The organism is Hymenobacter cyanobacteriorum (assembly GCF_022631375.1).
In the GTDB taxonomy this organism is placed as follows: Bacteria; Bacteroidota; Bacteroidia; order Cytophagales; family Hymenobacteraceae; genus Hymenobacter; species Hymenobacter cyanobacteriorum.
Map to the genome: position 1 here is coordinate 170,685 of NZ_JALBGC010000005.1, position 23,914 is coordinate 194,598.

At 60.1% G+C, this 23,914-nt stretch carries 23 protein-coding genes and 1 other RNA gene; 12 read left to right on the plus strand and 12 right to left on the minus strand.

Annotated elements, in window-relative coordinates; genetic code table 11:
• Window positions 1-279: 279 nt before the first annotated feature.
• The 8 genes from pheT to radC form a co-directional block, all read right to left on the minus strand.
• Complete coding sequence (pheT, locus tag MON38_RS18545; protein WP_241937653.1) at window positions 280-2,715, minus strand: phenylalanine--tRNA ligase subunit beta; 2,436 nt, start codon at window positions 2,713-2,715, stop codon at window positions 280-282.
• Window positions 2,716-2,973: 258 nt separating this feature from the next.
• On the minus strand, window positions 2,974-4,206 hold the full coding sequence (locus MON38_RS18550; protein ID WP_241937654.1) for an isocitrate dehydrogenase (NADP(+)): 1,233 nt from the start codon (window positions 4,204-4,206) through the stop codon (window positions 2,974-2,976).
• 140 nt (window positions 4,207-4,346) lie between these two features.
• Complete coding sequence (locus MON38_RS18555) at window positions 4,347-4,958, minus strand: DUF1684 domain-containing protein (protein WP_241937655.1); 612 nt, start codon at window positions 4,956-4,958, stop codon at window positions 4,347-4,349.
• Window positions 4,959-5,097: 139 nt separating this feature from the next.
• Window positions 5,098-5,790 (minus strand): LytR/AlgR family response regulator transcription factor, encoded by a 693-nt coding sequence (locus MON38_RS18560; RefSeq protein ID WP_241937656.1) that lies wholly within the window; start codon window positions 5,788-5,790, stop codon window positions 5,098-5,100.
• A gap of 6 nt (window positions 5,791-5,796) precedes the next feature.
• Entirely contained in the window at window positions 5,797-6,813 is a 1,017-nt protein-coding gene (locus MON38_RS18565) for a sensor histidine kinase (RefSeq protein WP_241937657.1), read from the minus strand.
• Window positions 6,814-6,822: 9 nt separating this feature from the next.
• A complete protein-coding gene (locus tag MON38_RS18570) occupies window positions 6,823-7,233 on the minus strand; it encodes a DUF2846 domain-containing protein (RefSeq protein ID WP_241937658.1) in 411 nt (136 codons plus the stop codon).
• Window positions 7,233-7,970 carry a hypothetical protein gene (locus MON38_RS18575; protein ID WP_241937659.1) on the minus strand — a complete coding sequence of 246 codons (738 nt, stop codon included), beginning with the start codon at window positions 7,968-7,970 and terminating at the stop codon, window positions 7,233-7,235. Before MON38_RS18575 ends, MON38_RS18570 begins: the two co-directional genes overlap by 1 nt.
• Before the next feature lie 134 nt (window positions 7,971-8,104).
• The gene (gene radC, locus MON38_RS18580) at window positions 8,105-8,839 is read right to left on the minus strand and encodes a RadC family protein (RefSeq protein WP_241937660.1); all 735 of its coding nucleotides are present in this window, start codon (window positions 8,837-8,839) and stop codon (window positions 8,105-8,107) included.
• Window positions 8,840-8,964: 125 nt separating this feature from the next.
• Between radC and MON38_RS18585 the strand changes: the two genes are divergently transcribed.
• The 5 genes from MON38_RS18585 to MON38_RS18605 all read left to right on the plus strand — a co-directional run bounded on the left by MON38_RS18585 (window position 8,965) and on the right by MON38_RS18605 (window position 13,347).
• Window positions 8,965-10,203, plus strand: coding sequence for a metallophosphoesterase (locus MON38_RS18585; protein WP_241937661.1), 1,239 nt, complete (start codon window positions 8,965-8,967; stop codon window positions 10,201-10,203).
• Window positions 10,204-10,306: 103 nt separating this feature from the next.
• Window positions 10,307-10,978: a hypothetical protein gene (locus MON38_RS18590; protein WP_241937662.1), complete on the plus strand. Its 672-nt coding sequence runs from the start codon at window positions 10,307-10,309 to the stop codon at window positions 10,976-10,978.
• A 171-nt stretch (window positions 10,979-11,149) separates the two neighbouring features.
• Window positions 11,150-11,797, plus strand: a complete 648-nt coding sequence (locus MON38_RS18595) for a carboxypeptidase-like regulatory domain-containing protein (protein WP_241937663.1) — start codon at window positions 11,150-11,152, stop codon at window positions 11,795-11,797.
• A 176-nt stretch (window positions 11,798-11,973) separates the two neighbouring features.
• Entirely contained in the window at window positions 11,974-12,948 is a 975-nt protein-coding gene (uvsE, locus tag MON38_RS18600) for a UV DNA damage repair endonuclease UvsE (protein ID WP_241937664.1), read from the plus strand.
• Window positions 12,949-12,993: 45 nt separating this feature from the next.
• The gene (locus MON38_RS18605; protein WP_241937665.1) at window positions 12,994-13,347 is read left to right on the plus strand and encodes a hypothetical protein; all 354 of its coding nucleotides are present in this window, start codon (window positions 12,994-12,996) and stop codon (window positions 13,345-13,347) included.
• A gap of 73 nt (window positions 13,348-13,420) precedes the next feature.
• Here MON38_RS18605 and MON38_RS18610 read toward each other — a convergent pair whose 3' ends face one another.
• Together MON38_RS18610 and MON38_RS18615 are read right to left on the minus strand one after the other, a co-directional pair.
• On the minus strand, window positions 13,421-13,801 hold the full coding sequence (locus MON38_RS18610; RefSeq protein ID WP_241937666.1) for a hypothetical protein: 381 nt from the start codon (window positions 13,799-13,801) through the stop codon (window positions 13,421-13,423).
• Between the two features lie 87 nt (window positions 13,802-13,888).
• Window positions 13,889-14,215, minus strand: coding sequence for a hypothetical protein (locus tag MON38_RS18615; protein WP_241937667.1), 327 nt, complete (start codon window positions 14,213-14,215; stop codon window positions 13,889-13,891).
• Between the two features lie 289 nt (window positions 14,216-14,504).
• Between MON38_RS18615 and MON38_RS18620 the strand changes: the two genes are divergently transcribed.
• From MON38_RS18620 to MON38_RS18650, 7 genes are all read left to right on the plus strand, one after another.
• The gene (locus tag MON38_RS18620) at window positions 14,505-15,044 is read left to right on the plus strand and encodes an RNA polymerase sigma factor (RefSeq protein WP_241937668.1); all 540 of its coding nucleotides are present in this window, start codon (window positions 14,505-14,507) and stop codon (window positions 15,042-15,044) included.
• A gap of 132 nt (window positions 15,045-15,176) precedes the next feature.
• Window positions 15,177-16,046 carry a HEAT repeat domain-containing protein gene (locus MON38_RS18625; RefSeq protein WP_241937669.1) on the plus strand — a complete coding sequence of 290 codons (870 nt, stop codon included), beginning with the start codon at window positions 15,177-15,179 and terminating at the stop codon, window positions 16,044-16,046.
• A 176-nt stretch (window positions 16,047-16,222) separates the two neighbouring features.
• Window positions 16,223-16,993, plus strand: a complete 771-nt coding sequence (locus tag MON38_RS18630; protein WP_241937670.1) for a DUF4097 family beta strand repeat-containing protein — start codon at window positions 16,223-16,225, stop codon at window positions 16,991-16,993.
• A gap of 69 nt (window positions 16,994-17,062) precedes the next feature.
• Complete coding sequence (locus MON38_RS18635) at window positions 17,063-17,761, plus strand: DUF4097 family beta strand repeat-containing protein (RefSeq protein WP_241937671.1); 699 nt, start codon at window positions 17,063-17,065, stop codon at window positions 17,759-17,761.
• Window positions 17,762-17,934: 173 nt separating this feature from the next.
• Window positions 17,935-18,723 (plus strand): HipA family kinase, encoded by a 789-nt coding sequence (locus MON38_RS18640; protein WP_241937672.1) that lies wholly within the window; start codon window positions 17,935-17,937, stop codon window positions 18,721-18,723.
• Entirely contained in the window at window positions 18,710-19,084 is a 375-nt protein-coding gene (locus MON38_RS18645) for a DUF3037 domain-containing protein (RefSeq protein ID WP_241937673.1), read from the plus strand. The genes MON38_RS18640 and MON38_RS18645 overlap by 14 nt, the downstream gene beginning before the upstream one ends.
• A gap of 120 nt (window positions 19,085-19,204) precedes the next feature.
• Window positions 19,205-21,100 (plus strand): right-handed parallel beta-helix repeat-containing protein, encoded by a 1,896-nt coding sequence (locus tag MON38_RS18650; protein ID WP_241937674.1) that lies wholly within the window; start codon window positions 19,205-19,207, stop codon window positions 21,098-21,100.
• 105 nt (window positions 21,101-21,205) lie between these two features.
• Here MON38_RS18650 and MON38_RS18655 read toward each other — a convergent pair whose 3' ends face one another.
• Both MON38_RS18655 and ssrA read right to left on the minus strand, forming a co-directional pair.
• A complete protein-coding gene (locus tag MON38_RS18655; RefSeq protein WP_241937675.1) occupies window positions 21,206-23,323 on the minus strand; it encodes a glycoside hydrolase family 97 protein in 2,118 nt (705 codons plus the stop codon).
• Window positions 23,324-23,425: 102 nt separating this feature from the next.
• Window positions 23,426-23,798, minus strand: a transfer-messenger RNA (tmRNA) gene (gene ssrA, locus MON38_RS18660).
• Between the last annotated feature and the right edge of the window lie 116 nt (window positions 23,799-23,914).

Here is a 23,914-nt window from a genome sequence, read left to right on the forward strand (position 1 = left end):
TGAGGGAAGTAAATCAGGCTGCAACTTACTGCTTCGAACCCAACCGACACGGCTGTAGTCGCTACGGTTGGGCTTGCGTTGCAAGGGCAACTACTACATCGGCAGGGTTGCGTAAGCGTTACGTGCGGGGCTAGGTAAAATTAACAAACCCCAGCCTCTGTCATCCTGAGCGCAGTGAAGGACCTTGCCACGTTGAAACGAATTGTTCTAACGTGGCAAGGTCCTTCACTGCGCTCAGGATGACAGAGGCTGGGGCTTTCTAACCTGCGTCAATAAAAACTACTTCCGAATCAGTGCTCCGGCTTGCTTTTCGAACTGCTGAATCAGCTTCTGCATCACCTGGTCGATGGCCTGCTCGCTGAGCGTCTGGCTGAAATCCTGCAAAGTGAAGCTCACCGAATAGGACTTTTTGCCCGCGCCCAGGTTGTCGCCGGCATACACATCGAACACGTTGATGCTTTGCAGCAGCTTCTTCTCGGTGCGCCGGGCAATCTGCTGGAGTTGGTCGAAGGTCACGGCCGCGTCCACCACGATACTCAAATCGCGGCGCACTTCCGGGAATTTCGACAACTCGCGGGCCACCAGCGTAGGCTTGTATTTCTTGCTCAGCGCGTCCCAGTCCAGCTCGGCATACCATACCGGCTGCGTCACGTCCATCCGCTTCAGCACCGAAGCCGATACCGCGCCGAACTGCGCCAGCGGCTGGTTGTGCACCAGCAGCGTGAGGCCACCGGCCAGGTACTCGTGCTGCACCGGCTGCGAAGCCGCCCCCCCGAAGCCCAGGGCCGCCAGTACCTGCTGCACCGCACCGGCCAAATCGTGGAAAGCTGCTTTTTCCGACTTCTGCTGCCAGGTTTCGCCGGCGGCATTGCCGGTCAGGTAAATCACCAGCTTGTTCCTTTCCTGGTATTTGCCGTTCTCGTTCTGGGTGTAGGTTTTGCCGAATTCGTACAGTTTCAAATCGCGCTGGCGGCGGTTGAGGTTGTGCCGGATAATCTCCAGGCCCGAGTGCAGCAGGGTAGGCCGCATCACGTTCAAGTCAACGCTGTTGTAGTTCAGAATCCGCACCAGCGAGTTATTCGTTTCGCCTTCTTTTTCGAAGTACAGCGAGTTGGTGAGCGAGTTGGTGAGAATTTCCGAAAAGCCCTGGCCGCTGAGCAGCGAGGTAATTTTCACGCGCGTCACCTCCGGGTCGGGGTTCGGAAATTTGGCCAGGAACGAGGCCGAGTTGTTGGGCCGTAGCGCCACATTGTTGTAGCCGTAAATGCGCAGGATTTCCTCAATCACGTCGGCCTCGCGGGTCACGTCCACTTTGTGGGGCGGCACGGTCAGCGTCCAAGTGTCCTGGTCGCCGGCGTCGGGGTTCTCTTCGGTGATTTCGATGTCCAAATCCGTCAGAATCTGGCGGATGCGCTCAGGAGCAATGTACTGGCCCACCAACCGCTCGACGCGGGGCAGGCGCAGGCGCACGGTGGCGGGCTGCACGGGCGCGGGGTACTCGTCCACGATGGGCGCGGCCACGGTGGCGCCGGCCACTTCCTGTAGCAGCAGCGCTGCCCGCTTCAAGGCTACCAGCACCATGTTGAGGTCGGTGCCGCGCTCGAAGCGGAACGAGGCGTCGGTTTTCAGGTTGTGGGTTTGCGAGGTGCGGCGCACGGCGGCCGGGCCGAAGTAGGCGCTTTCCAGAAACACGCGAGTAGTGCTTTCGCTCACGCCCGACGTTTTGCCGCCGAACACGCCGGCCAGCGCCATCGGCGCACCGTTGGCATCGGCAATCACCAAATCCTCGGCTTTCAGGCTGCGCTCCACGCCGTCCAGCGTCACGAACTTCTCGCCGGCTTCGGCGCGCTTCACCCGAATCTGGCCGCCCGTAATCTGGTCGGCATCGAAGGCGTGCAGGGGCTGGCCCAACTCGTGCAGCACGAAGTTGGTCACGTCCACCACGTTGTTAATCGGGCTCAGGCCGATGCTGTGCAGGCGGCGCTGCAGCCACTCGGGCGAAGGGCCAACCTGCACGTTTTCGAGCAATAGGCCGGCGTAGCGCGGGGCGGCTTCCGTATCTTCAATTGTAACCTTGATATTCTTTTCTGCCGAAGCAGGAGCCACGAAGCCGCTCACATCCGGCAAATGGCAGGGTTGGCGCAGCAGGGCGCGCAACTCGCGGGCCACGCCGTAGTGCGAGGCGGCATCGGCGCGGTTGGGGGTGAGGCCAATTTCGTACACCGTGTCGGAACCCAGGCCGAAGTAACCGGCGGCGGGCGTGCCGTTGGGCAATTCCGTGTCAAGCACCATAATGCCGGCGTGCGACTGGCCCAGGCCGATTTCGTCCTCGGCGCAAATCATGCCCTCAGAGGCCGCGCCGCGAATTTTGCTTTTCTTGATTTTAAACGGCTCGCCGCTGGCGGGGTAAAGCGTGGCGCCTTCGAGGGCCACTACCACGCGCTGGCCGGCGGCTACGTTGGGGGCACCGCACACAATCTGGCGCGGGGTGCCGTCGCCCACGTCCACGGTGGTCAGGCTGAGCTTGTCGGCATCGGGGTGGCGCTCGCAGGTGAGCACAGTGCCCAGCACCACGCCCCGTAGCCCGCCGGGAATGCTTTCCAGTTCCTCGGCGCTTTCCACTTCTAGGCCCGAGCCGGTGAGCAGGGCCCCGATTTCGGCGGCAGATTTATCGGTCGGAATGAGGGTTTTAAGCCAGTCGAGGGAAATACGCATCGGGAGTTGTCGGTTGTTAGTTGTCCGTTATCAGGAGGGCGGACGACGGGACAAAGGTACGGCGGGGTGAAAAGACGGAATTGATTGGTTTCGGAATTTGCTGGAGGGGTAAAAAAAAGCCCATCCGGCGGACCGAATGGGCTTTTTGAGTCAGAACGACGTAGAGACGCGACACTTCGCGTCTCCGCGTTTGCGCCGTTGAGATAAAGCCGTTCAACGCCGAGACGCGAAGTGTCGCGTCTCTACAGCATATCGGACCTACTTCGCCAGCTTCTTCTTCAGGTTCTCGTCCAGCGCTTCCAGGAATTCCTCGGTGTAGAGGTAGTCGCGGCCGTGCTCCACCTTGTTGCCGTGGATGCAGACGGCAAGGTCCTTGGTCATCTTGCCGCTTTCCACCGTCTCAATGCACACCTGCTCGAGCGCGTGGCAGAAGTCGATGAGCTCCTGGTTGCCATCCAGCTTGCCACGGAACTCCAAGCCGCGCGTCCAAGCGAAAATTGACGCAATCGGGTTGGTCGACGTCGGCTTGCCCTTCTGGTGGTCGCGGTAGTGGCGCGTCACGGTGCCGTGGGCAGCTTCGGCCTCCATGGTGCCGCCGTCGGGCGTCACGAGCACCGAGGTCATCAGGCCGAGCGAGCCGAAGCCCTGGGCCACGGTGTCTGACTGCACGTCGCCGTCGTAGTTTTTGCAGGCCCACACGAAGTTGCCGTTCCATTTCAGGGCCGAGGCCACCATGTCGTCAATCAGGCGGTGCTCGTAAGTGATGCCGGCGGCGTCGAATTTCGCCTTATAGTCCTGCTCGTAAATCTCCTGGAAGATGTCCTTGAAACGACCATCGTATTTCTTTAGGATGGTGTTTTTGGTGCTCAAATACAGCGGCCAGCCCTTGCTCAGGGCCTGGTTGAAGCAGGCGTGGGCGAAGCCACGGATGCTTTCATCGGTGTTGTACATGGCCAGGGCCACGCCATCGCCTTTGAAGTTGTACACCTCAAACGACTGCGTTTCGCCGCCATCTTCGGGCTGGAAGGTGACGGTGAGCTTGCCCTTGCCCTTGGTTACAAAGTCCGTAGCGCGGTACTGGTCGCCGAAGGCGTGGCGGCCGATGCAAATCGGAGCCGTCCAGTTGGGCACCAGACGGGGCACGTTGCTCATCACGATGGGCTCACGGAATACGGTGCCGTCCAGGATGTTGCGGATGGTGCCGTTGGGCGACTTCCACATCTGCTTCAGGCCGAACTCGGCCACGCGCTCCTCGTCGGGGGTGATGGTGGCGCACTTGATGCCTACGCCGTACTGCTTGATGGCATTGGCCGAATCAATCGTCACCTGGTCGTTGGTCTGGTCGCGGTACTCGATGCCGAGGTCGTAGTATTTGATGTCCAGCTCCAGGTAGGGCAGAATCAGCTTGTCCTTGATAAACTTCCAGATGATGCGCGTCATCTCGTCGCCGTCGAGCTCGACAACCGGGTTGGCTACTTTAATTTTTGACATTACAATGGGTTTAGGGAGAAGTTGTTGCGGGCCGGTATCGAAATAAATGCGGCCTTAGCAGGGGGTAAATATAAAGGGCAGCGCCGGGCTTTGGCAGCGGGTGCACTATCGTTTGTGCGGTCGCTGCGAAACAGGAGGTGCTATTCATGAAATGATTTCTCTCCGGCCGGAATGGCTACCTGCAGCCGATTTTCGGCCGGCGGCACCGGGCAGCTATACGCATTATTGTAGGCGCAGTATGGATTGTAGGCGCGGTTGAAATCGAGCTGAATTTCCGAGTCGTTCAGTTTCGGAACGGGCGCATCGAGGTAGCGGCCGCCGCCGTAGGTTTCGTGCCCGTTGGTGAGGTCGGTGAACGGGATGAATAGCGTGGAGTCGCGGCCGTCGGCTTTCAGGTACAGGCGCAATTCCTGTGGCGCGTTGTTGATGTTGAATTTGACCGAGCCCCAATTCAGGTACTTCTCGGCTTTGTTATCGGTCGTTTGCAGCTGTATGGTGTCAGGATTTTTATTGCGCGAAATATCGGCGTGCGGAATAAATGATGGGTCGCCAGGATAATATTTCAGGCTGTCGAATTGCGTTTTCTGCGCAGTTTCGAGTGGAGAGTCTTCTGCTTGCCGAAACGACTGGTTCTTATCGCGGCGAAATTTATTTAATTCCGCCAGGTAGGTGCTGTTATTGGGCTTCGCGTCGTTCAGCGAATAAAATATGATGCCGATAATGGCGACGGCAAGGGCTATTTTTTTAAGCATTATTCAATTTAAAATAAAATCGTAACGTCATGCAGAGCGCAGCGAAGCATCTTTACCGCAATAGTAGATGAATTGCGTTGAGCGGTAAAGATGCTTCGCTGCGCTCTGCATGACGTTCTAACTACCCAATAAATACCCATCAGCGGGTGGGCTTGTTTAGCAGGCGGCTTTGCAGGGCCTCGCGGTAGCTCTCGGCCAGCGGAATGGTGGCTGTGCCCACAGTGACTTGGTGGCGCTCAATTTTGCGAATGGCTTTCAGCGCCACGATGTACGATTTATGCACACGGATGAAATCATCGGCTGGCAGGGTGGCGAGCATTTCGGCTAGGGTCATGCGGGTGCTCACCTGGCGGTCCTGCTCGTGGATGAACAGCAGGTTGGTATCCGATTGAATGTAGAGCACCTGCTCTACATTCACCCGAATCCAGTCGTAGCCGTCCTTGACGAAAATGGCCGGCGGGCCTTCGCGGGCGGGCAGCATCTGAGCATAGGCGCGGTTACAGGTTTGCAAAAACCGGCCAAACTCGATGGGTTTCAGCAGATAATCGAGCGCCTGTAGCGAAAAGCCCTCTACGGCGTGCTCGGCGTGGGCCGTGGTGAACACAATGCGCTTTTGCAGGGGCGCAATCAGCCGGGCGAAATCCAGGCCCAGCACGTCGGGCATCTGAATGTCCAGAAACAGCAGGTCGACGCGCTCGGTGTGCAGGCAGGCCAGGGCCTCGGCCGTGCTCAAAAAAGTGTGGGTGAGCTGCAGAAACGGCACCTTGGCCGCGTAGCGTTGCAGCACTTCCAAAGCCGCGGGCTCATCATCGATGGCGATGGCGTGTAGCATAAAGGCCTATAGGTCAATGGTGAGTAAAACGGTGAAGGAATCGGCGGTTTGCTGAATGTGCAGCTCGTGCCGGCCGGCGTACATCAGGGCCAGGCGCTGCCGGGCGGTGGCAATGCCCGTGCCCGGGCCGGGCCGGGCGGCGGCGGTCGGGGCAATGCTGTTGGCCATGCGCAGGCGCAGGCGCCGGTTTTCTACCACCACGGCCAGGTCGATGTAGGAAGGCTGGACGAAGCTGATGCCGTACTGGTAGGCGTTTTCTACGAACGGAATCAGCAGCAGCGGGGCAATGGCAGCCGGCAGACCGTCCCAGTCCAGCTGGGTCGAGACGCGCAGGCTGTCGCGCTCGGGCAGGCGGGCGCGCTGCAGGGCGAGGTATTTTTCCAGAAACGAAAACTCGTTTTCGATGGTCGTCAGCAGCTGCTTCGACTCCTGCAGCGTGAAGCGCATGATGCCCGCGAGCTGCTGAATCAGGTCGGCCACGGTTTCGTTGTCGACGCGCTGGGCTTCATTGTAGATGGTGTTCAGGGCGTTGAATAGAAAGTGCGGATTCACCTGGGCCTTGAGGGCGGTGAGTTCGGCTTCAACTTTTTGCTGGAGCAGGTGGTCCTGCGCCCGGCGGGCCCGAAACGAGTCGGCCACGTAACCATAGGCCACAATCACAGCCAGAAGCACGGCCGTCATCAGCAGGTTTTCGTCAACGAAATCGGGCACGTGGTCGGTGCGCGCCTGCAGCAGTTCAAACAGTGCCCACGCTAGCCCGCACAGCCACGTCCAGTAGCCCCAGCCGGTTTCGCGGCGCAGTAGCCAGCGCCGGAATGCCAGCCGGTAGTTGAGGTGGGCCACCGCGCCCAGGCCGGCCAGCAGCAGTGCGATGCCCAGCAGGTACCGCGCCAGGCCGCCCACGGCGGGCGCACCCGTTTCGCTGTGCCACATGGCTCCGTACAGCAGCCGGCCCCAGTAGGCCAGCAGCACAAAGAGGGTAACACCAAAAAGCAAGGCCGGGGCTGGCCGGAAACGAGGCATAGGCGACACTTAACGGCCGCGGGGCTTGGCGGCGGGTTTGATGTTCTGCACTTCGCGCTGGCCCTGCGCCTCGCTCACGGGGGCCAGGAGCAGGGTTTGGGATAGAAAATCGACTTCCTCCACGGCTTTGATGTAGTAGGTGCGGCCCGGCTGGGCATCCAGTTGCAAGGTCTGGTTTTCGGAAAAGTAGTCTCTGGCCGACTCAATCTTCACCCGCCCCGGTGGCAAATCCATTTGCAAGTACCGATTGGTGGGCAGCGTGCCCAACTTCTGGTCGTTGATTTTGATGGTATAGGGCGTGCCATCAAACTCTCGCTGCCGGTAAATAATCAGGTGCGCAGGGTTGCTCTGGGCGGGTTGGGGCACATCGGTCCAGCCGCTCAGCAGCAGCCACACCGGTAAGAGGACGTGCGCTTTCATTACCTGGAGGCTTTGTAGTTGCGCGACAGGTAGAAACCGCCCTGAAAGTAAAACTGGCTGATGCGGTCCTGGGGCGCATCGAGCAGCTGAAAGGCCGCCGACTGCCACGCGCTGGCCTGCCAGCCGCGCCGGTAGCCGATGCGCAGCACGCTGGCAATGCTGGATTTGCGCTTCTCGCGCTGCGACAGCTCCAGGTTGATGTCCCAGTAGGTGTTGCGCAACTGCAGCGACGGAATATTGCCGGCTTGGCTGTACTGCGGCAGGTTCTGGAACACCACGGGTTGGCCGGTGCGGTTAATCACGGCGTAGTCGTAGTTGAGCCCGCCCACGCCCACGTTGAGGTAGAGGCGTCGATTCCGGTCGTTGAGCACGTCGTAGCCCAGCATTGCGCCCGAGTAGCTGGCGTAGGTGCGCCGCGCCACGCGCGCGTCCTTTTCATTCGGCGGGAAGTAATTGAAACCGTAGCCGGTTTGCAGCAGCATCTTCAGCCGTTTGTAGCGCCCGCCAAAGTTCAGATGCACAAAAGGGTCGGCGCGCGAGTCGCGCTCAATATTGTTCTGGTTAAAAAACGCCTGCATATTGGGCGTGCTGGTCGAGCCCATCGAGAACCCCAGTTCGGTGATGACACTGAACTTGAAATTGCTCTTGGGCGGAATGGTAGCAGTTTGGGCCGAGTCCACGGCCTGGGCCATGGCTGCCGGGCCCGGCAGCAGAAGTAAAAATAAGAAGCGTCGCATGGGCACGGGGGGTGGAGTGGTTGATGCTCCGAAACAAGTGCATCCTCACGCCCCTGGCAACGCCGTGTGGCCAATGCAACAAGGTTTGTGGGCAAACCCGTCAACTTTGTGGCCTGGCATTCCGTGTTCTCCTGCTACAACATCCCCTCATCGGCAAAGCTGTAATAGCCCGACTCGGCAAAAATAAGGTGGTCGAGAATCGGCAAGTCCAGAAAATTGCCGGCTTCTTTTAATTTTTTGGTGAGTTGAATATCCGCCGCGCTAGGGTTCCGGTTGCCACTCGGGTGGTTATGCACCAGAATGATGCTGCTGGCCAGTTGCTCCAGGGCTTCTTTGAAAATCATTTTCGGGTCGGCCACGGTGCCGGCCACGCCGCCGCGGCTGATGGCGGTTTTGCGCATCACCACATTGGCGCGGTTCAGCAGAATGACCCAGAATTCTTCGTGCGGCAAATCCATCAAATTAGGCCGGATTAAATTGTAGATGTCGCGCGAGCAGGTGATGGTGGTGCGCGGCGCGGCGTCGGCTTCCTTGCGGCGGCGGCCCAGCTCCAGCGCGGCCACCACCGTGATGGCCTTGGCCGGGCCGATGCCGGGGTGACGGCAGAGCTGCTTCACGCTTTCGCGCGCCAGGGCGTTGAGGTCGTTGCCCACGCCCTGTAGCATGAGCTTGCCCACATCAACGGCCGTGAGCTTGGTGGTGCCTGACCCGATGAGAATGGCCAGCAGTTCGGCATCGGAAAGCGTGGCGCGGCCCTTGGTCATCAGCTTTTCGCGGGGCCGGTCGTCCTCGGCCCAGCTCTTGATGCCGGAGACGCTGGCGGTGGGGTAGGAGGCGGGTAGTTCGGGCAGCTGGTCAGGCGTTTCCATGCAGGAGGGCGGTGGTAGATGGTAAAAAGTGCATTAAATGTAAAGCAAAAGCCGGCCAGCCGCGTTTAAGCCTCGCAGCCGCCGGCGCACCAATGCGCGGCGGGTTTAGGTGATTCTGGTTCGATATGCGAAATCCGTTGGTTTTATGGTTGGTGCTGGCCGCGATTGTGCTGGCCGAATATTATGGGTATCAGGCCGTGCGCACGGCCACGCAGCACCTGGCACCGGGCACGCGGCGCGGGCTGGCCGCCGCCTACTGGGTGGGCACGGTGCTGGTATGGGGCGTGGCCTTTTGGGCCGGCAACACCCGCCAGACGGGCAACACCGTGCTCAAAAGCTACCTGATGAGCCTGCCGCTGCTGCTGCTGGCCGGCAAGCTGTTCATGCTGCTGCCGCTGCTGCTGGAGGACCTTACGCGCCTGGGCCGCTGGGCCGTGGGCAACAGCGGCCGGCCCACCGGCAGCGAGGCCGTGACGATTCCGCGCAGCGAGTTTCTGGCCAAGTTCACGTTGGCGCTGGGGGCCATTCCGGCCGTGGCGCTGCTGTGGGGCATGCTGAAGGGCGGCACTGATTATACGGTGCGCCGCGTCACGCTGAAATTCCCGAACCTGCCACCGGCTTTCGATGGCTTCAAGGTGTTGCAGATTTCGGACCTGCACACCGGCAGCTTCAACTCGACCGAGCCGCTGGAGCGGGCCGTGGCCATGATAAACCAGCAGGGCGCCGACCTGATTCTGATGACCGGCGACTTGGTGAACAACCGCGCCACCGAGGTCGAGCCGCACATTCCGGCCCTGCGCGGCATCAAGTCCGAGCTGCCCATTTTTTCCAGCCTCGGCAACCACGACTACGGCGACTACGTGGCCTGGGAAAGCCCCGCCGAGAAGCGCGCCAACCTGGAGCGCCTGATGCGCAACCACGCCGCCATGGGCTGGACGCTGCTCAACGACACCAGCCACCACATCGAGCGCGGCGGCGATAAAATCGCCGTGGTGGGCATCCAGAACTGCAGTTCGCACGCCAACTTCCACACCTACGGCAACCTGCCCAAAGCCCACGCGGCCAGCGGCGACGCGCCGTTCAAAATTCTGCTCTCGCACGACCCCTCGTACTGGGAAACCAACATTCTGAATTACCCCGACATCGACCTGACCCTGAGCGGCCACACCCACGGCATGCAGTTCGGCGTGAACCTGCCATTTATGAAGTGGAGCCCCGTGCAGTACGTGTATAAGCAGTGGGCCGGGTTGTATGAAAAAGGCCGCCAGAAGCTGTACGTGAACGTGGGGCTGGGCTTTCTGGGCTACCCGGGGCGGGTGGGTTTCCTGCCCGAAATCACGGTGTTTGAGCTGCGGCGCGCTTAAAAAAACGGGCGGGGCTATATCGCTGAAGTAACATCTTTTAGAAGGTTGCCGTAAAGTGCCCCCAAACCCGTTTGGGTTAACTTTCTCACCCCCTCCCTAAGTCATGAAAAATTCCCTGTTGATTCTCGCCGGCGCTGCCGCCCTGTCTCTGGCTTCCTGCTCGCAGGAAAAAACCACCGAGGTAACTACAGCCCCCGCCGACGGTACCACCACCACGACGACCACCACGACCACCGGCCCGATGTCGGATGCCGACATCGAAGCCCGCGCCCAGCGCATTGCCGATAAAATGGCGGCCAACATGAAAATCACGGACGAGGCCACGAAAACCAAAATCCGCACCGTGTACGTGAACCGCTACAAGCGCATGAATGAAATGCGCACCAAGTACGGCACCGATACCACCGGTATGGCTGCCGCCATGCGCGAGTCGAACATGAACACCGACACCGAGTTCAAATCGGTCTTCACCGACCCCACGCAGTACCAGGCTTACGAAACCAGCCGTACCACGTACTACGACGAAGACAACGCGCCGATGGACAACGCTTCGTCGGACATGTCGATGTCGGACACGACGGGTTCGATGTCATCGTCGACCATGTCGTCGACTTCGACCACCACCACCACCGACAACATGAGCGGCTCGGGTGACATGAGCGGCACGTCGGTATCGAAAATGAAAGCCAAAGCCGACGACGGCAGCAAAATCAAGGTGAAAGAAAACGGCAAGGTGAAAACGAAAGACGCCGACGGCACCAAAGTAAAAAACTAACCGTTTGGTCGATGCAATCGGCCGAACCATCGCTGAAAAGCCCGCGCCTGCAACGGCGTGGGCTTTTTTTGGCTCACGGGGTTGCTACTTTGTGGTAGAGTTGAGTTTGCTTTCCGGATGAATTCTGAAGTATTGCGTTGTGTAAGTGGGCGTTGGCCTAATTTGAGCCGCGTGCTGGGGCTCCTGGCGGGGCTGTGGCTGCTGGCCGGCACCCGTGCCCAGGCCCAGGCCCCCAACACCATTCGGGTGAGCGGCAGTGTGGCCGAGGCCCGTTCGCGCCTGCCCATTCCGGGGGCCACGGTGCAGGTACAGCGCACGCGCCGGGGGGTGGTGAGCAGCACTACCGGCGAGTTCAGCATCGACGCGCTGCCCACCGACACCATTTTGTTTCGGGCGTTGGGCTTCAAGGCGCAGCGCATGCCGCTGGGCGGCTCGGGCCTCTCGCAGCTGGTGGTGCGCATTCAGCTGGTGCGCGACAGCGTGCAGCTGGGCAACGTGCAGGTGACGGCCGACCGGCCCGACCGCGCCATCATCAACCGGGCCTTGCGCAACATCAAGCGCCCCGCCCCGCCCGTGGTGAGTGGCGTGAAGCGCCCGCCCAAGCCCAAGCCGCTCTTCGCCGTCGACTCCACGGCGCCCAAGGCACCGGTGTCCACCATTGCCAATCCCGTCAGCTTCATCTACGACCAGTTTTCGCGCGAGGGCAAGCAGCGCCGCAAAATGGAGGAAATCGAAGCCGAGCAGAAAGCCGAGAAAGCCCGCAAAGCCCGCGCGCAATACAACAAGGCCTTCAAAGATAACCGCGGCTACGAGCCGTAGGCGAACACGGCAGACAAAAAAGCACGTCATGCTGAGCGCAGCCGAAGCATCTCTACTGCGCAAGTGACCCTGCTAGTTAGGTTTACTGCTGCGGTAGAGATGCTTCGGCTGCGCTCAGCATGACGTTCCGGGTTTTACCAATAACTGTTCATTGTGTATCCGCGTAAGCCCGGAGTATGAAAATCGGGTATCCCTGCGTGAACGCGGCCATGGATTGCAGCTCCAGCACCACCTTTCGGCTGGCTTCGTATTCCGACGAACGAGTGGAAGCAGCCGTAGCGGCCAACCTGGCCTGCCTGCGCCGCATGCTGGAGTGGAACGTGGCCCATGGCCTGCTGTTCTTCCGCATCGGCTCCAGCATTGTGCCCTTCGGCTCGCACCCGGTGAATACTTTCCCGTGGCAAACGCATTTCGCGGCCGAGTTTCGGGCTATTGGCGACTACATCAAGGCCAACAACCTGCGGGTGAGCTTTCATCCCGACCAGTTTGTGGTGCTGAATTCGCCCAGCGCCGAAATCGTGCAGCGCAGCATTCAGGAGCTGGTGTACCAGGGCTCGATGCTGGACCTGATGGGCCTGGACAGCACAGCCAAGCTGCAGATTCACGTGGGCGGGCTGTATGGCGACCGAGAATTGGCCATCAGCCGGTTTGCACAGGTGTATGCCACGCTGCCCGCCGCCGTGCAGGCCCGGCTGGTGGTCGAAAACGACGACCGGCTGTTCTCGCTACGCGACTGCCTGGAACTGCACCAGCTGACGGGAGTGCCAATTCTGTTCGATAATTTCCACCACGAGTGCCTTAACCACGGCGAGCCCATGGCGGAGGCCCTGCGCCTGGCCGCCGGCACCTGGCACCCCGTGGCCGACGGCGTGCCGATGATGGACTACAGCTCGCAGGCCCTCGGCGAGCGCAAAGGCAAGCACACCGACGACCTGGTGGACGACCTTTTCGCGGCTTTTCTCGATAACCTGCACGGGCTGGACTTCGACATCATGCTCGAAATCAAGAACAAAGAAGCCAGCGCCCTGCGCGCCGTGGCCCAGCTGCGCGAACGCGGCCTGAGCCCCGCCGCCCCCGGCCTGCCCAGCCCGCCCCTGCAGCTGCCGGGCGTGCCCAAACCCAAACGCACTTCTTCTCTCGCGGCCGAATAGTTGACCGCTGCCGCCTCCATTCTCCCTAATAAACCCCTGAATATCATGCCCTCCGACCACCTTCTCGCCACCATCAGCGCCCTGAAAAACGGCCTCACCAGCCTGCCCCTGGGTTCGGCCATGGACAACACCGAAACCTGGCAGCAGCAGTTTCTGCAAAGCGGCCTGCCTGGCTTGCAGGACATTGCCCGCGAAATCGGCAACCTGCAGTCGCTGCTCACGGGCGGCGTGCTGAGTGCCCGCGCCATTGGCAACTCGCTGAGCATGCTCGGCGACCAGACCAGCCAAGCCAGCGCCCAAGCGCCGGCCGACCTCAAAAAGCCCCTCGTGGAACTGGCCGACCTGCTGCGCCGCCACGGCAGCGACCTGCTGGCCCACGCCGAGAAAACGAAGAAATAGCTACGACCAGCCCCAACAAAAAGCCCCGACTCGTTTCGAATCGGGGCTTTTTGTTGGGGCTGGTCGTAGCCGATTAATTAGGCCGTACGTTGCTGCTGCTGCTTTGACGCGAGCGGCTGGGCACGACGTCGGTGGACTGGCGCGGCCGGCGGTCGCGGATGATGGGCTGCTCGCGCACGTCGGGTATCGTGTTGGGCGACGTTTCGGGCGTGGCGGCTGGCGAGAAACCCCGGTCGTTGAGCAGGCGGCTGGGCTGGGCATCGCGGTTGGTGGTGGTGCGCTGCACATCGGGTGGGCCCTGAATGGTGCTTTGGTTGAGGGCCGGGTTGACGGGCGGTACCACCGTTTGGCCCTGGCTGCCGCCGCGCACGGGGGCAGTGGGGTCGAAGGGGACGGTTTGGGCCTGAGCGGTAGCGGCCAGCAACAGGCCAGCGAGGAGGAGGGAATATTTCATGGCACGGAAAGTAAGAGAAATAAAAAAGCCGGCCGCTTCGGAAGAAACAGCCGGCTTACTACTTGTACGCTTTTGAGCGACAAATGGTTAGTTCATGGGCTTGGCTTTCATTTTGCTTTTGCCGTTGGTCATGTTGCCTTTGGTTTTCATGCGACGGTCGGTCGAGCCGGTGCGGGTGCGCATGGTGCCGTTGGCATTTTGCATGGTTCCGTTTTGCATATCACCGTCGCGTACCGTACCGTTGTTCATTGTGGCATTGCCATGAGTGGTTTGGTTCACGTCGCGGCCAGTGGTAGTCGTGCCCGGGGTGGTTGGTACAGTGCCGCTGGGGCTGGTTGGGGTGGTCTGAGCGAAAGCAGCGGTGTTCAGGCCAGCGGCCAGAATGAGGGCGAGAGCGGTTTTGAAGGTGTTCATGAAGGTGAATATTAGAGAAGAGGAGAAAGAATAGGTAGGCTTGGCAGCAAGGCTGTTGCCTGGGCCTTGTACGCAATCTGGCCAGACAAAAGCTACATAAAGCCAAAATTTTATTTTAATAAATTATTTAAGCTCAGCTGTTTAAATATGAATAAATGCTAGTCTTAAATACTTGATTCTGCTGCGGAAAAGCGCATCGCCGACCTTGCCGGAAAAATATTCGCACCCCGCTGTAACGATTGGCACCGGGCCGGGTACTCCCTGCATTCCAACCCCTATAACCCTTTCCGTGGAACCCACGAGCGACGAAGCGCTGATGACGGCCGTGCGGGCCGACCACCTCGACCAGCTGGTGCCGCTGTTCGAGCGCTACCACGGGCCCTTGTTCAACTACCTCACCCGCCTTACCAACGACCGCGAAACCGGCGAAGACCTCACCCAGACTGTGTTCGAGCGCATTCTGAAATACCGCAGCAGCTACCAGCCCACCCAGCCCTTCAAAGCCTGGGTGTACCAGATGGCCCGCAATGTGCACGCCGACCACTGGCACCGCCTCCAAAAACAGCGCGCCGACGACGTGGACGAAGTAGAACGCACCGGCGGCCTGCGCACCGCCGCCTTCAGCCAACAACGCACCAGCAGCAGCCACGACGACCTGCACGAAGCATTGGCCCTGCTGCCTGCCCCGCAGCGCGAGATTCTGGTGCTGCACCGCTTCCAAGGCTTCAGCTACGACGAAATTGGCCAGCTGCTGAGCTGCACGGCCGAGGCCGCTCGCGTGAAAGCCCACCGCGCGTTGCAGGCACTGCGGAAAATCTATTTCGCTTGAATTAGTAGTGAATATCAAGAAGATAATAAGTAGATGAAAGGCTTATTAACTATGTGATTGACAATGCGATGCATAAAATATCCGCTATTCGATACTTACACTTGCTACTAACTGCCCCAGACTGAATCGACTATGAAACTGTCCGAATTTTCAACCTGCTCCGAACTGGAAAGCCTACTGCCGGCTTACGCCGAGAGCAGCCTGCCCACTGCCGAGGCCGAACGTGTGGTGGCCCACCTGCCGGGGTGCCCGGCCTGCCAGCAGCAGCTACGCGAGTTGCGCGCCCTTTCGGCCGACTTCGACGCGGCCCTGCCCGAAGTGCCCGGTACGGCCCTGCGCCACAATTTCATGGCCATGCTGGAGCAGCAAAAGCAGCAGCTGAAACCGGAAGCTGCTTTTGGTGGGCCGGCTGCGCCAGTGGCCGAGCAGCCCGCCGCCAAGGTAATTTCGATGTGGCCCACAGCGCTGGCCAGCAACTGGGTGCGCATTGCGGCCAGCATTGTACTGGTGGCAGCGGGCGTCTTCCTGGGGCGGCAGCTACCCTGGAGCAGCCAGCCGGGCAATACTGTGGCTACCACGGCCCCGGCCACCGGGCAGGCAGCTCCCGCCACCCTGGCCGCCGCCCTGAGCGGCGACAGCGGCCACGCGGTATCGGCCAGCAGCCGCATTGCCCTCGTCACCAACTCAACCAAGACTGCTGAGCCCGACGACGCCACGGTTCAGGTGCTGCTCAATACCCTCAACTTCGACCCCAATCCCAACGTGCGGCTGGCCGCCTGCGAGGCCCTTTACCGCCTGCGCGACGCGCCCGGCGTGCGCGAAGGCCTCGCCAATTCGCTGCCCATCCAAACCGACCCGAACGTGCAGATTGCGCTGATTGACATGGTGGTATCGCTGCGGGTGCACCGCGCCGTGCCCCAGCTCCAACGCCTCGCCAAGCGCCCTGATGCGCTGCCTGTGGTGCGCGCCCAGGCCGAGGCCGGTATCGGCAAACTGATTTAGCATCTGTCATTCCGATGAAGGCGGAATCTGGGGGAATGCCTCTTCCCGAGTTTCCCCAAATTCTCCCTTCGTCGGAACGACAATCAAACCGATTTTTCTCCCCAACTGCGCTACCGACGCCGGCTCGCGGCGCAATGTCGGGACTTTTATTTCACTCGCTTTCAATTGCAATAACCATGAATAATCTGTTTTTACTAACGCTGGCGGGCGTGCTGCTCGCCGCGTCGGGCCAGGCCCAGGATTTCAAAACCCGCCTCACCAGCAAAAGCCCCAAAATTGTCATCGACATGCAGGGCAACGACGTGACCGTCGAAGGCATTGATGGCGACGAACTCATCATCAAGGGCGACGGCTACGAAGAGCCGCCCAAGCGCGCCGACGGCTTGCGCCCGATGTACAACACGGCCGTGGACAACACCCGCCTGGGGCTGGCCGTGACGCAGGAAGGCAACGTAGTGCGCATCGCGCGGGCTTCGCGCCGCTCGGCTAGCTACGTTATTCGGGTGCCGCGCGCTTCGGCCGTGCAGTACAAGCAGGCCGGCTGGAACGGCAGCGGCGACGTGTCGGTGCGCGATGTGAGCGGCGACCTGGAGGTGAGCATGACCAGCGGCGACATCAAGCTGACCAACGTGGCCGGCCCCGTGGTGGCCAACACCGTGAGCGGCGACGTGACGGTGCGCTTCACGCCGCTGCGGCAGGGGCCGAGCTCGATTTCGACGGTGAGCGGCGACGTGGACATCAGCCTGCCCACGAACACCAAGGCCACCATGCGCATGCGTTCGATTTCGGGCGAAGTGTACACCGATTTCGACATGAACCTGGCGGGCAAGCAGAACGACATGCAGCACATTGGCGGGCAAGTGGTGGATGGTAGTATCAACGGCGGAGGCAATGCGCTGTCGCTCAAAACGGTGAGCGGCGATATTTATGTTCGCAAGGCCAAATAAAGCGGCTGCCGTGGCGTTGGCTTGCCGGCGCCCGGCGGCCTGTTCTTTCATCTTAATTCTGTCAATCCCATGCACCGCTTCCTGTACTTATTGCTCGTAGTGGCGATGGCCCGGCCGGCCGTCGCCCAGAAAATCATCGAAAAAACGGCCCCCGTCGCGGCCGGCCAGCGTGTGTTTCTCGACCTGCGCCAGGCCACCAGCATCCGGGTGCGCACCGGTGCGCCGGGCCAGATGGCGCTGAAAGCCACCGTTAGCATCAACCAGAACCGATTGAATGACGCCTTGCAGCTAACCGTGGTCCCGACCGCCGAGCAGCTGCGCGTGACGGCCGATTTCGACAAGGAAATGCTGAAAAAAGCCCAGCCTGGCGACTGTGCCAGCTACGACGACCACGGCCACGGCCGCAACATGTGGTACGGCCAGCAGGTGTGCGACGACATCGCCTACGAAATTACGCTGCCCGCCGACGTGGCCCTGCGCGTGTTCACCTACAGCGGCAATGTGGATATCGTGGGTTTCAGCAACGCCATCGAAGCCAAGTCATTAAGTGGCTTTATCGACGTGAGCTGGCCTTCAAATACAGGCGCCGAGATTTCGCTAAAAACCCTGAACGGCGAAGTATATACCGACCAGGATATTGCATTCAATACCGCTCTGCGCCGCAACCCCGATTTTGGCTATTGGTTGCAGGGCAAGCTCAAAGGCAGCGGGCCGGTGGTGAAGCTCGAATCCATCAGCAACGACGTGTATTTCCGCAAGCGGAAGTAGAGACGTAACCACCGAGGGAGGTGCCTCGAATAAACAAAACGTCATGCTGAGCGCAGTCGAAGCATCTCTGCCGCAGGAGTAATCTACTCGCTGCAACGAGGCGGTAGCGATGCTTCGACTGCGCTCAGCATGACGTTCTTTGTGGTTTGTTCTCAATACATCCATTCCCGCCAATGCCCGAACCCTTTGAACTGCGCACCGTGGCCGTAACGCGCTACGTGACTCCGCTCCGCGAGGGCGGCTCGCTGCCGGCTTTGGTCGAAGCCGACGACGGTTTCCTGTACGTGGTGAAATTCCGCGGAGCGGGCCAGGGCGTGAAGGCGTTGATTGCCGAGCTGATTGTGGGCGAAATGGCCCGCGTGCTGGGTTTGCGCGTGCCCGAGCTGGTGTTTTGCGAGCTCGACGAGTGCTTCGGCCGCACCGAGCCCGACGAGGAAATCCAGGACCTGCTGCAGGCTAGCACCGGCCGCAACCTGGCATTGCATTACCTCTCGGGGGCCATCACGTTCGACTCATTGGTGACGACCGTGGAACCCGGCCTGGCCTCGCTCATTGTGTGGCTCGATGCGCTGACGCTGAACGTGGACCGCACCGCCCGCAACACCAACATGCTGATGTGGCACAAGGAGCTGTGGCTGATTGACCACGGCGCGGCCCTTTACGTGCACCACGCCGGCCCCGAGTGGGCCGCGCCGCGCCCGCGCCCTTTCCCCCAGATAAAAACCCACGTGCTGCTGCCCCAGGCCACCGAGCTGGCCGCGGCCGATGCCCTGGGCCGCGCCCGCCTCACGCCCGAGGTCATTCGTGGCATTGTGGCGCTGGTGCCCGATGAGTGGCTGGCGCACGCCGCCGGCACGCCCGCCGAGGAACGCGAAGCCTACATCAGCTTTCTGGAAAACCGCTTGGCGCATTCCGAAACCTTCATTCAGGAAATCAACGACGCCCGCCATGCACGTATTTGAGTACGCCGTGCTGCGGGTGGTGCCCCGCGTGGAGCGCGAAGAGTTTCTGAACGTGGGCGTGGTGCTGTACTGCCGCGGGCTGGGCTTTTTGCAGGTGCGCTGGCAGCTGCCCGAAGCCCGCCTGCACGCCTTCGCCCCGGCCCTCGACCAGACCGAAGTGGCCGCCCGCCTGCGGGCGTTTGAGCAAATTTGCCAGGGCCGGGCCGCCGGCGGCGTTATCGGCCAACTGCCGGTGGCCGAGCGGTTCCGCTGGCTCACGGCCACGCGCAGCACGGTAGTGCAGTGCTCGCCGCTGCATCCCGGCCGCACCGCCGACGCGGCTGCCACGCTGGAGCGGCTGTTTGAGGAACTGGCACAGTAATAAGCGCTTGCGTAACCCGCTAGGCTGCGTTGGATTAAGTTAATTGGACTTGAAGCTGGCCAATATCGGGTACAGCCAACATATGATGGTAGCCGCAATATGAACGTTATAACCGTACAAATGAAGATGGTGCGGGAGCAGTTAAAGGCCTCGTGGCTTTGGGTCGTGCTACTGCTGGTGCTGGCCAGTAGCCTCACGTACGGGCAGGCCCCCGCAGTGCTGCGTAAAAACTTGAAAACCGACTTCGGCGCCGTGGGCGATGGCAAAACCAATGACCAGGCCGCATTCGAGCGGGCCGCTGAATTTTTCAATAAACGCGCCCAAACACCCACCGGCACCGGGGCCGCTGTGCTGCGCATACCCAAAGGCGTGTACCTGGTGGGCCGGCAAGATGCCGCTAATCAAGGTATCAACGTATTGCAGCTCTCGGGCTGCCGCAACCTGACAGTGACTGGCGACGATAGTGCTACCACTGAAATCCGTTATGCCGATGGCATGCGTTACGGCTCGTTCGAACCTGTCTCGAAACGCTCCTTTGAGTCCCCAAATGCCTATTTTACCGACTGGAAATACGCCTTTAGCGGGGGAACCTGTTTCGTGCTTCAGGGCTGCGATAATATTCAGATAACTAATCTGGCCTTCAATGGGAGCAGTGCCAAGCTGGAAGTGGGTGGGCACTGGGGCGATACCGGAATTCAGTTGCAATTCGATGGCATTTTTGTGAGTGATTCACGCCGGATTTCAATGCGGCGGCTGTCGCTGCACCACTTTGGGCGCGACGGTATCCAAGTGCTCAATCACCTCGCCAAAAGCCTCGACGACCCCAACCGCGAAGATATTCTGCTCGAAAATTCTACCTGTAACTACAACGGCCGCCAAGGTTTATCGCTCACCGGCGTGAACGGTTTTCGGGCCGTGAACTGCAGCTTCAGCCATACTGGGCGCATCGTACCAGCCTCCACTAGTAAGGCTCTGTTCTCGAACCCCGGTGCGGGCATCGATTTGGAGCCGCAGGATGGCTTCGTGACCAACGTAAGCCTGGAAAATTGCCGCTTCATAGACAATGCTGGCCAAGGTATCGTATCCGACTGGGTTGACGAAAGCCATCCCTCGGGCACTCGCAATATTGTAATATCTAATAGCCTGCTTTGGAGCACCAGCAACTGGTCGGCCTGGGTTACGCAGAAGGGCTACCTGTTCAGAAACTGCCGCATTTATGGTGCATTCGTACATGGCTGCCACGCGGCTACGACCCTGGAAGCCACTCGTTTTGTGAACTGCACCTTCGAGGACCGGCCCTACCATGGCCAATCGGCCTACGGGCCGTTCACCATGCATTCGGACTCGCACGCCACCCGCATGAGCTTCACCGATTGCCGGTTCATTGGCACGCACGGCTATCTCATTCAGGCTGTGCCTGCTGCTATAGATACCGCCAGCCTGTTTCATTTTCGCAACTGCGCATTCCTATACGATTATGCGCAGCCGCCCCGTAACTCCTACGATAAAATATTGGGTGGTGTGTTTAGCGGCAACACGGTGTTTCAAAACGGACCGCGCCGCACTAGCCCGCACCGCACCGATTTCATGCTAGGCAACAGTAGCACGCCGGGTACTACGGTGTTGCGGGTCCCCGGCAGCCTGCAGTTTCTAGCTCCCAATTCATATTATCTAGTAATCGGCGGACTAGACATCGGCCGGCAGCCAGCCCGTGCCCGCGACTCGGCCAAAGTAATAATCGCCAGTAGCAATGCCTTGGTCATTAATGAAATGCCGGGTAAGGTGCCCGAGCTTTACATCGGTCCCACCTCGCGCTTGGTAGTAAAGAAGGGTGGCGCGCTGGAAATTCTGCGTCACACCAAAGTCACCATTGCCGGACAACTTGTGGTTGAAGATGGCGCTTATTTCTTCCGCGACCCACTGGCCGAAGTAGTTACCACTGGCAAAGGGCGGCTGCGCGTCAGCCCAAAAGCGCTGGCGACCAAGCACCCAACGCTGCATTCCACTTATTATTGATGCCGCTGCTGGCTTCAGTCGGCCGTAAAACAAAACATTCCAGCGAAGCTCATCTAAAAGCCTGCTCTGGAATGAATTGTGAATGGGTTACCGCTACAAGGCCTGTTACCGCGCCTCCACCACGCTGATGGCGTAGCCGCCGCCCGGCGCGCAGTACTGCGCCAACTTGGTTTTGCGCGTCACCGGTATTTTGCGGATGGTGTAGGCCTGCGGGTTCTTCTCGTAGTGGGCGTCCTTAGCGTCGGCGTAGATGGTGGCCACGTACTTCTTGCCGGGGTCGAGGAAGCTCAGGTTAATGTTCGAGGTGCGACCGTTTTCGTCGCAGGTACTGCCGATGAACCAGCTGCTCTTGCCCTTGGCTTTGCGGGCAATGGTGATGTAGTCGCCGGGCTCGGCTTCGAGCACGTGGCTGTCGTCCCAGTCCACGGCCACGTCCTTGATGAACTGGAAGGCATCGAGGTGCTTGTTGTAGTTTTCGGGCAGGTCGGCGGCCATTTGCAGGGGCGAGTACATCGTCACGTACAGAGCCATTTGGCGCACCAGCGTGCTGTGCACGAACGACTTATTCTGCGGATTAATGGCGCTGATTTGCGTCTGGAAAATGCCCGGCGTGTAGTCCATCGGCCCGCCGATGAGGCGGGTGAAGGGCAGGATGGTGGTGTGGTCGGGGTTGCTGCCGCCGAATGCTTCGTACTCGGTGCCGCGGGCGGCCTCGTTGCCGATGAGGTTGGGGTAGGTGCGGGACAGGCCGGTGGGGCGCACGGCCTCGTGGCCGTTCACCATAATCTTGTGTTCGGCCGCTTTTTCCAGCACGTACTGGTAGTGGTTATTCACCCACTGGTCGTAGTGGTGGTGGCCCAGCGGCACGATGTCGCCCACGTAGCCGGTTTTCACGGCGTTATAGCCGTACTTGTTCATGAACACAAAGGCCGAATCGAGGTGCCGCTCGTAGTTGCGCACCGAGCCCGAAGTTTCGTGGTGCATGATGATTTTGACCTTTTTGCTGGCCGCGTACTGCTGCAATTCGGCCACGTTGAAATCGGGGTAAGGCGTCACGAAATCGAACACGTAGTCCTTGTGCTTGCCAAACCAGTCTTCCCAACCAGTGTTCCAGCCTTCCACCAGCACCGCGTCGAAGCCGTGCAGGGCCGCGAAGTCGATGTACTCCTTCACGTGAGCCGTGTTGGCGCCGTGCGTGCCGTTGGGCTTCACCGTTTTGTAGTCGATGGAATCGAGCTTGATATTGTCCTGATTGGTGTACGACCACGTGCTTTTGCCCGTAATCATCTCCCACCACACGCCCACGTATTTCACCGGCTTAATCCAACTCGTGTCCTTGAATTTGGTAGGCTCGTTCAGATTAAGCACCAGCTTCGATTCCAGAATGTCGCCGGCTCGGTCGCTCACAATCACCGTGCGCCAGGGTGAGAGCGCCGGCGTCTGAATCAAACCCTTATCGCCCACTGCGTCGGGCGTGAGGTGTGATTCGAGCACAAAGGTCTTGTCGTCGAGCTCCAGGTGCATGCACGAGTAGTCAATCAGCGCCGCCTCGTGGATGTTGATGTAGAGCCCGTCCTGGCTTTTGAGCATGAGCGGCGTCTGCACGCCGGTGGGCGAAAAGGTGGTTTGCGAGGCGTTGCCCGTCACGGCTGCCTTCATCCGCCCGCGCACTTCCGAAAGCTTCGAGGTGACGGTGCTGTATTCCTGCGTGTCGTAGTCGCCGGGCAACCAGAAGGCCTTGTGGTCGCCGGCCAGCGCAAACTGCGTGCGCTCCTCCTTGATGGTGAAATAGTCGAGCTTGGGCTGGCGCGGAAACTCGTAGCGGAAGCCCAGCCCGTCGTCGAACACCCGAAACCGCACCCGCATGCTGCGGCCGGTGGCGGCCTGCGCGAGCGTCACGGCCAACTCGTTGTAGTGGTTGCGAATGGTTTTGACCTCGCCCCAAACCGGCGTCCAGCTTTCATCAAAGCTGCGCTGCTTGCTCTCGGCCACGGCAAAGCCGTTGGTGAGGGCGGGCGCATTTTTCAGCTCCAGCCCCAGCTTGCTGGGTTTGATAACGTCGCGGCCCTTGTAGGTGAGGTGGTAGGTGGGCGCGCCGTCGACCTGCAGCGCAAATTGTAGCGTGAGCTGCCCGTTGGGCGACTTAATGGACTGGGCCTGGGCGTAGTTCCAAAGCAAAGCCAAGCAGCAAAGGGCCAGCAGCCGGCGGGTATAGTTCAGCATCGCAAACGGGGAAAAAGAAGTGGGAACAGCATGTGCAAACGGTTGGCTTCGGCCCGGGCCGGAAACCAAAAAACCCCGTTTGCGCCAGGCAAACGGGGTTTAAAGTGGAGATGCAGGGATTCGAACCCTGGTCCAGACAAGGAAATCAACGTGCTTTCTACGTGCGTATCTATGCTTGGATTTTCATGGCGGTACAGGCGCACATCAGGCCTTTGCACCGCCCCTAGCTGCAGTTGGGTTTCGCCCCCGAGTCACAGCTCCTCGAAGGCTATTTTCTACTTACGACGCGCCGAACTCCCAGGTGTAGAAACTTACCCGGGCGGCACGATGGCAATTACCTAATTCTGAACTAGGCAGCCATGGCGTACGAATAGTCGCCAGTTGATTGTTGATAGATTTTTTGACAGGAGAGCTTCCATCAACTCCTGGCACGCTTACCCGCAATTTGCGCAAGCTGTCAATTCCGGTCATCCCCAAATGGTAAAGAACGAGTCCCGAATGGCCGGTTAGGGCCAGGCGGGCCGCGAAGGTACGCGGTGAAGTTGAAACGACGGGGGAGGAGGGAAGGTTTCCCGTGGTTTGGGTGTTTGG

Bases quoted from the DNA above. Each gene is read 5' to 3' on its own strand.
- pheT (WP_241937653.1), bottom strand. From the start codon at position 2,715: ATGCGTATTTCCCTCGACTGGCTTAAAACCCTCATTCCGACCGATAAA.
- MON38_RS18550 (WP_241937654.1), bottom strand. From the start codon at position 4,206: ATGTCAAAAATTAAAGTAGCCAACCCGGTTGTCGAGCTCGACGGCGAC.
- MON38_RS18555 (WP_241937655.1), bottom strand. From the start codon at position 4,958: ATGCTTAAAAAAATAGCCCTTGCCGTCGCCATTATCGGCATCATATTT.
- MON38_RS18560 (WP_241937656.1), bottom strand. From the start codon at position 5,790: ATGCTACACGCCATCGCCATCGATGATGAGCCCGCGGCTTTGGAAGTG.
- MON38_RS18565 (WP_241937657.1), bottom strand. From the start codon at position 6,813: ATGCCTCGTTTCCGGCCAGCCCCGGCCTTGCTTTTTGGTGTTACCCTC.
- MON38_RS18570 (WP_241937658.1), bottom strand. From the start codon at position 7,233: ATGAAAGCGCACGTCCTCTTACCGGTGTGGCTGCTGCTGAGCGGCTGG.
- MON38_RS18575 (WP_241937659.1), bottom strand. From the start codon at position 7,970: ATGCGACGCTTCTTATTTTTACTTCTGCTGCCGGGCCCGGCAGCCATG.
- radC (WP_241937660.1), bottom strand. From the start codon at position 8,839: ATGGAAACGCCTGACCAGCTGCCCGAACTACCCGCCTCCTACCCCACC.
- MON38_RS18585 (WP_241937661.1), top strand. From the start codon at position 8,965: ATGCGAAATCCGTTGGTTTTATGGTTGGTGCTGGCCGCGATTGTGCTG.
- MON38_RS18590 (WP_241937662.1), top strand. From the start codon at position 10,307: ATGAAAAATTCCCTGTTGATTCTCGCCGGCGCTGCCGCCCTGTCTCTG.
- uvsE (WP_241937664.1), top strand. From the start codon at position 11,974: ATGAAAATCGGGTATCCCTGCGTGAACGCGGCCATGGATTGCAGCTCC.
- MON38_RS18605 (WP_241937665.1), top strand. From the start codon at position 12,994: ATGCCCTCCGACCACCTTCTCGCCACCATCAGCGCCCTGAAAAACGGC.
- MON38_RS18610 (WP_241937666.1), bottom strand. From the start codon at position 13,801: ATGAAATATTCCCTCCTCCTCGCTGGCCTGTTGCTGGCCGCTACCGCT.
- MON38_RS18615 (WP_241937667.1), bottom strand. From the start codon at position 14,215: ATGAACACCTTCAAAACCGCTCTCGCCCTCATTCTGGCCGCTGGCCTG.
- MON38_RS18625 (WP_241937669.1), top strand. From the start codon at position 15,177: ATGAAACTGTCCGAATTTTCAACCTGCTCCGAACTGGAAAGCCTACTG.
- MON38_RS18630 (WP_241937670.1), top strand. From the start codon at position 16,223: ATGAATAATCTGTTTTTACTAACGCTGGCGGGCGTGCTGCTCGCCGCG.
- MON38_RS18635 (WP_241937671.1), top strand. From the start codon at position 17,063: ATGCACCGCTTCCTGTACTTATTGCTCGTAGTGGCGATGGCCCGGCCG.
- MON38_RS18640 (WP_241937672.1), top strand. From the start codon at position 17,935: ATGCCCGAACCCTTTGAACTGCGCACCGTGGCCGTAACGCGCTACGTG.
- MON38_RS18645 (WP_241937673.1), top strand. From the start codon at position 18,710: ATGCACGTATTTGAGTACGCCGTGCTGCGGGTGGTGCCCCGCGTGGAG.
- MON38_RS18650 (WP_241937674.1), top strand. From the start codon at position 19,205: ATGAAGATGGTGCGGGAGCAGTTAAAGGCCTCGTGGCTTTGGGTCGTG.
- MON38_RS18655 (WP_241937675.1), bottom strand. From the start codon at position 23,323: ATGCTGAACTATACCCGCCGGCTGCTGGCCCTTTGCTGCTTGGCTTTG.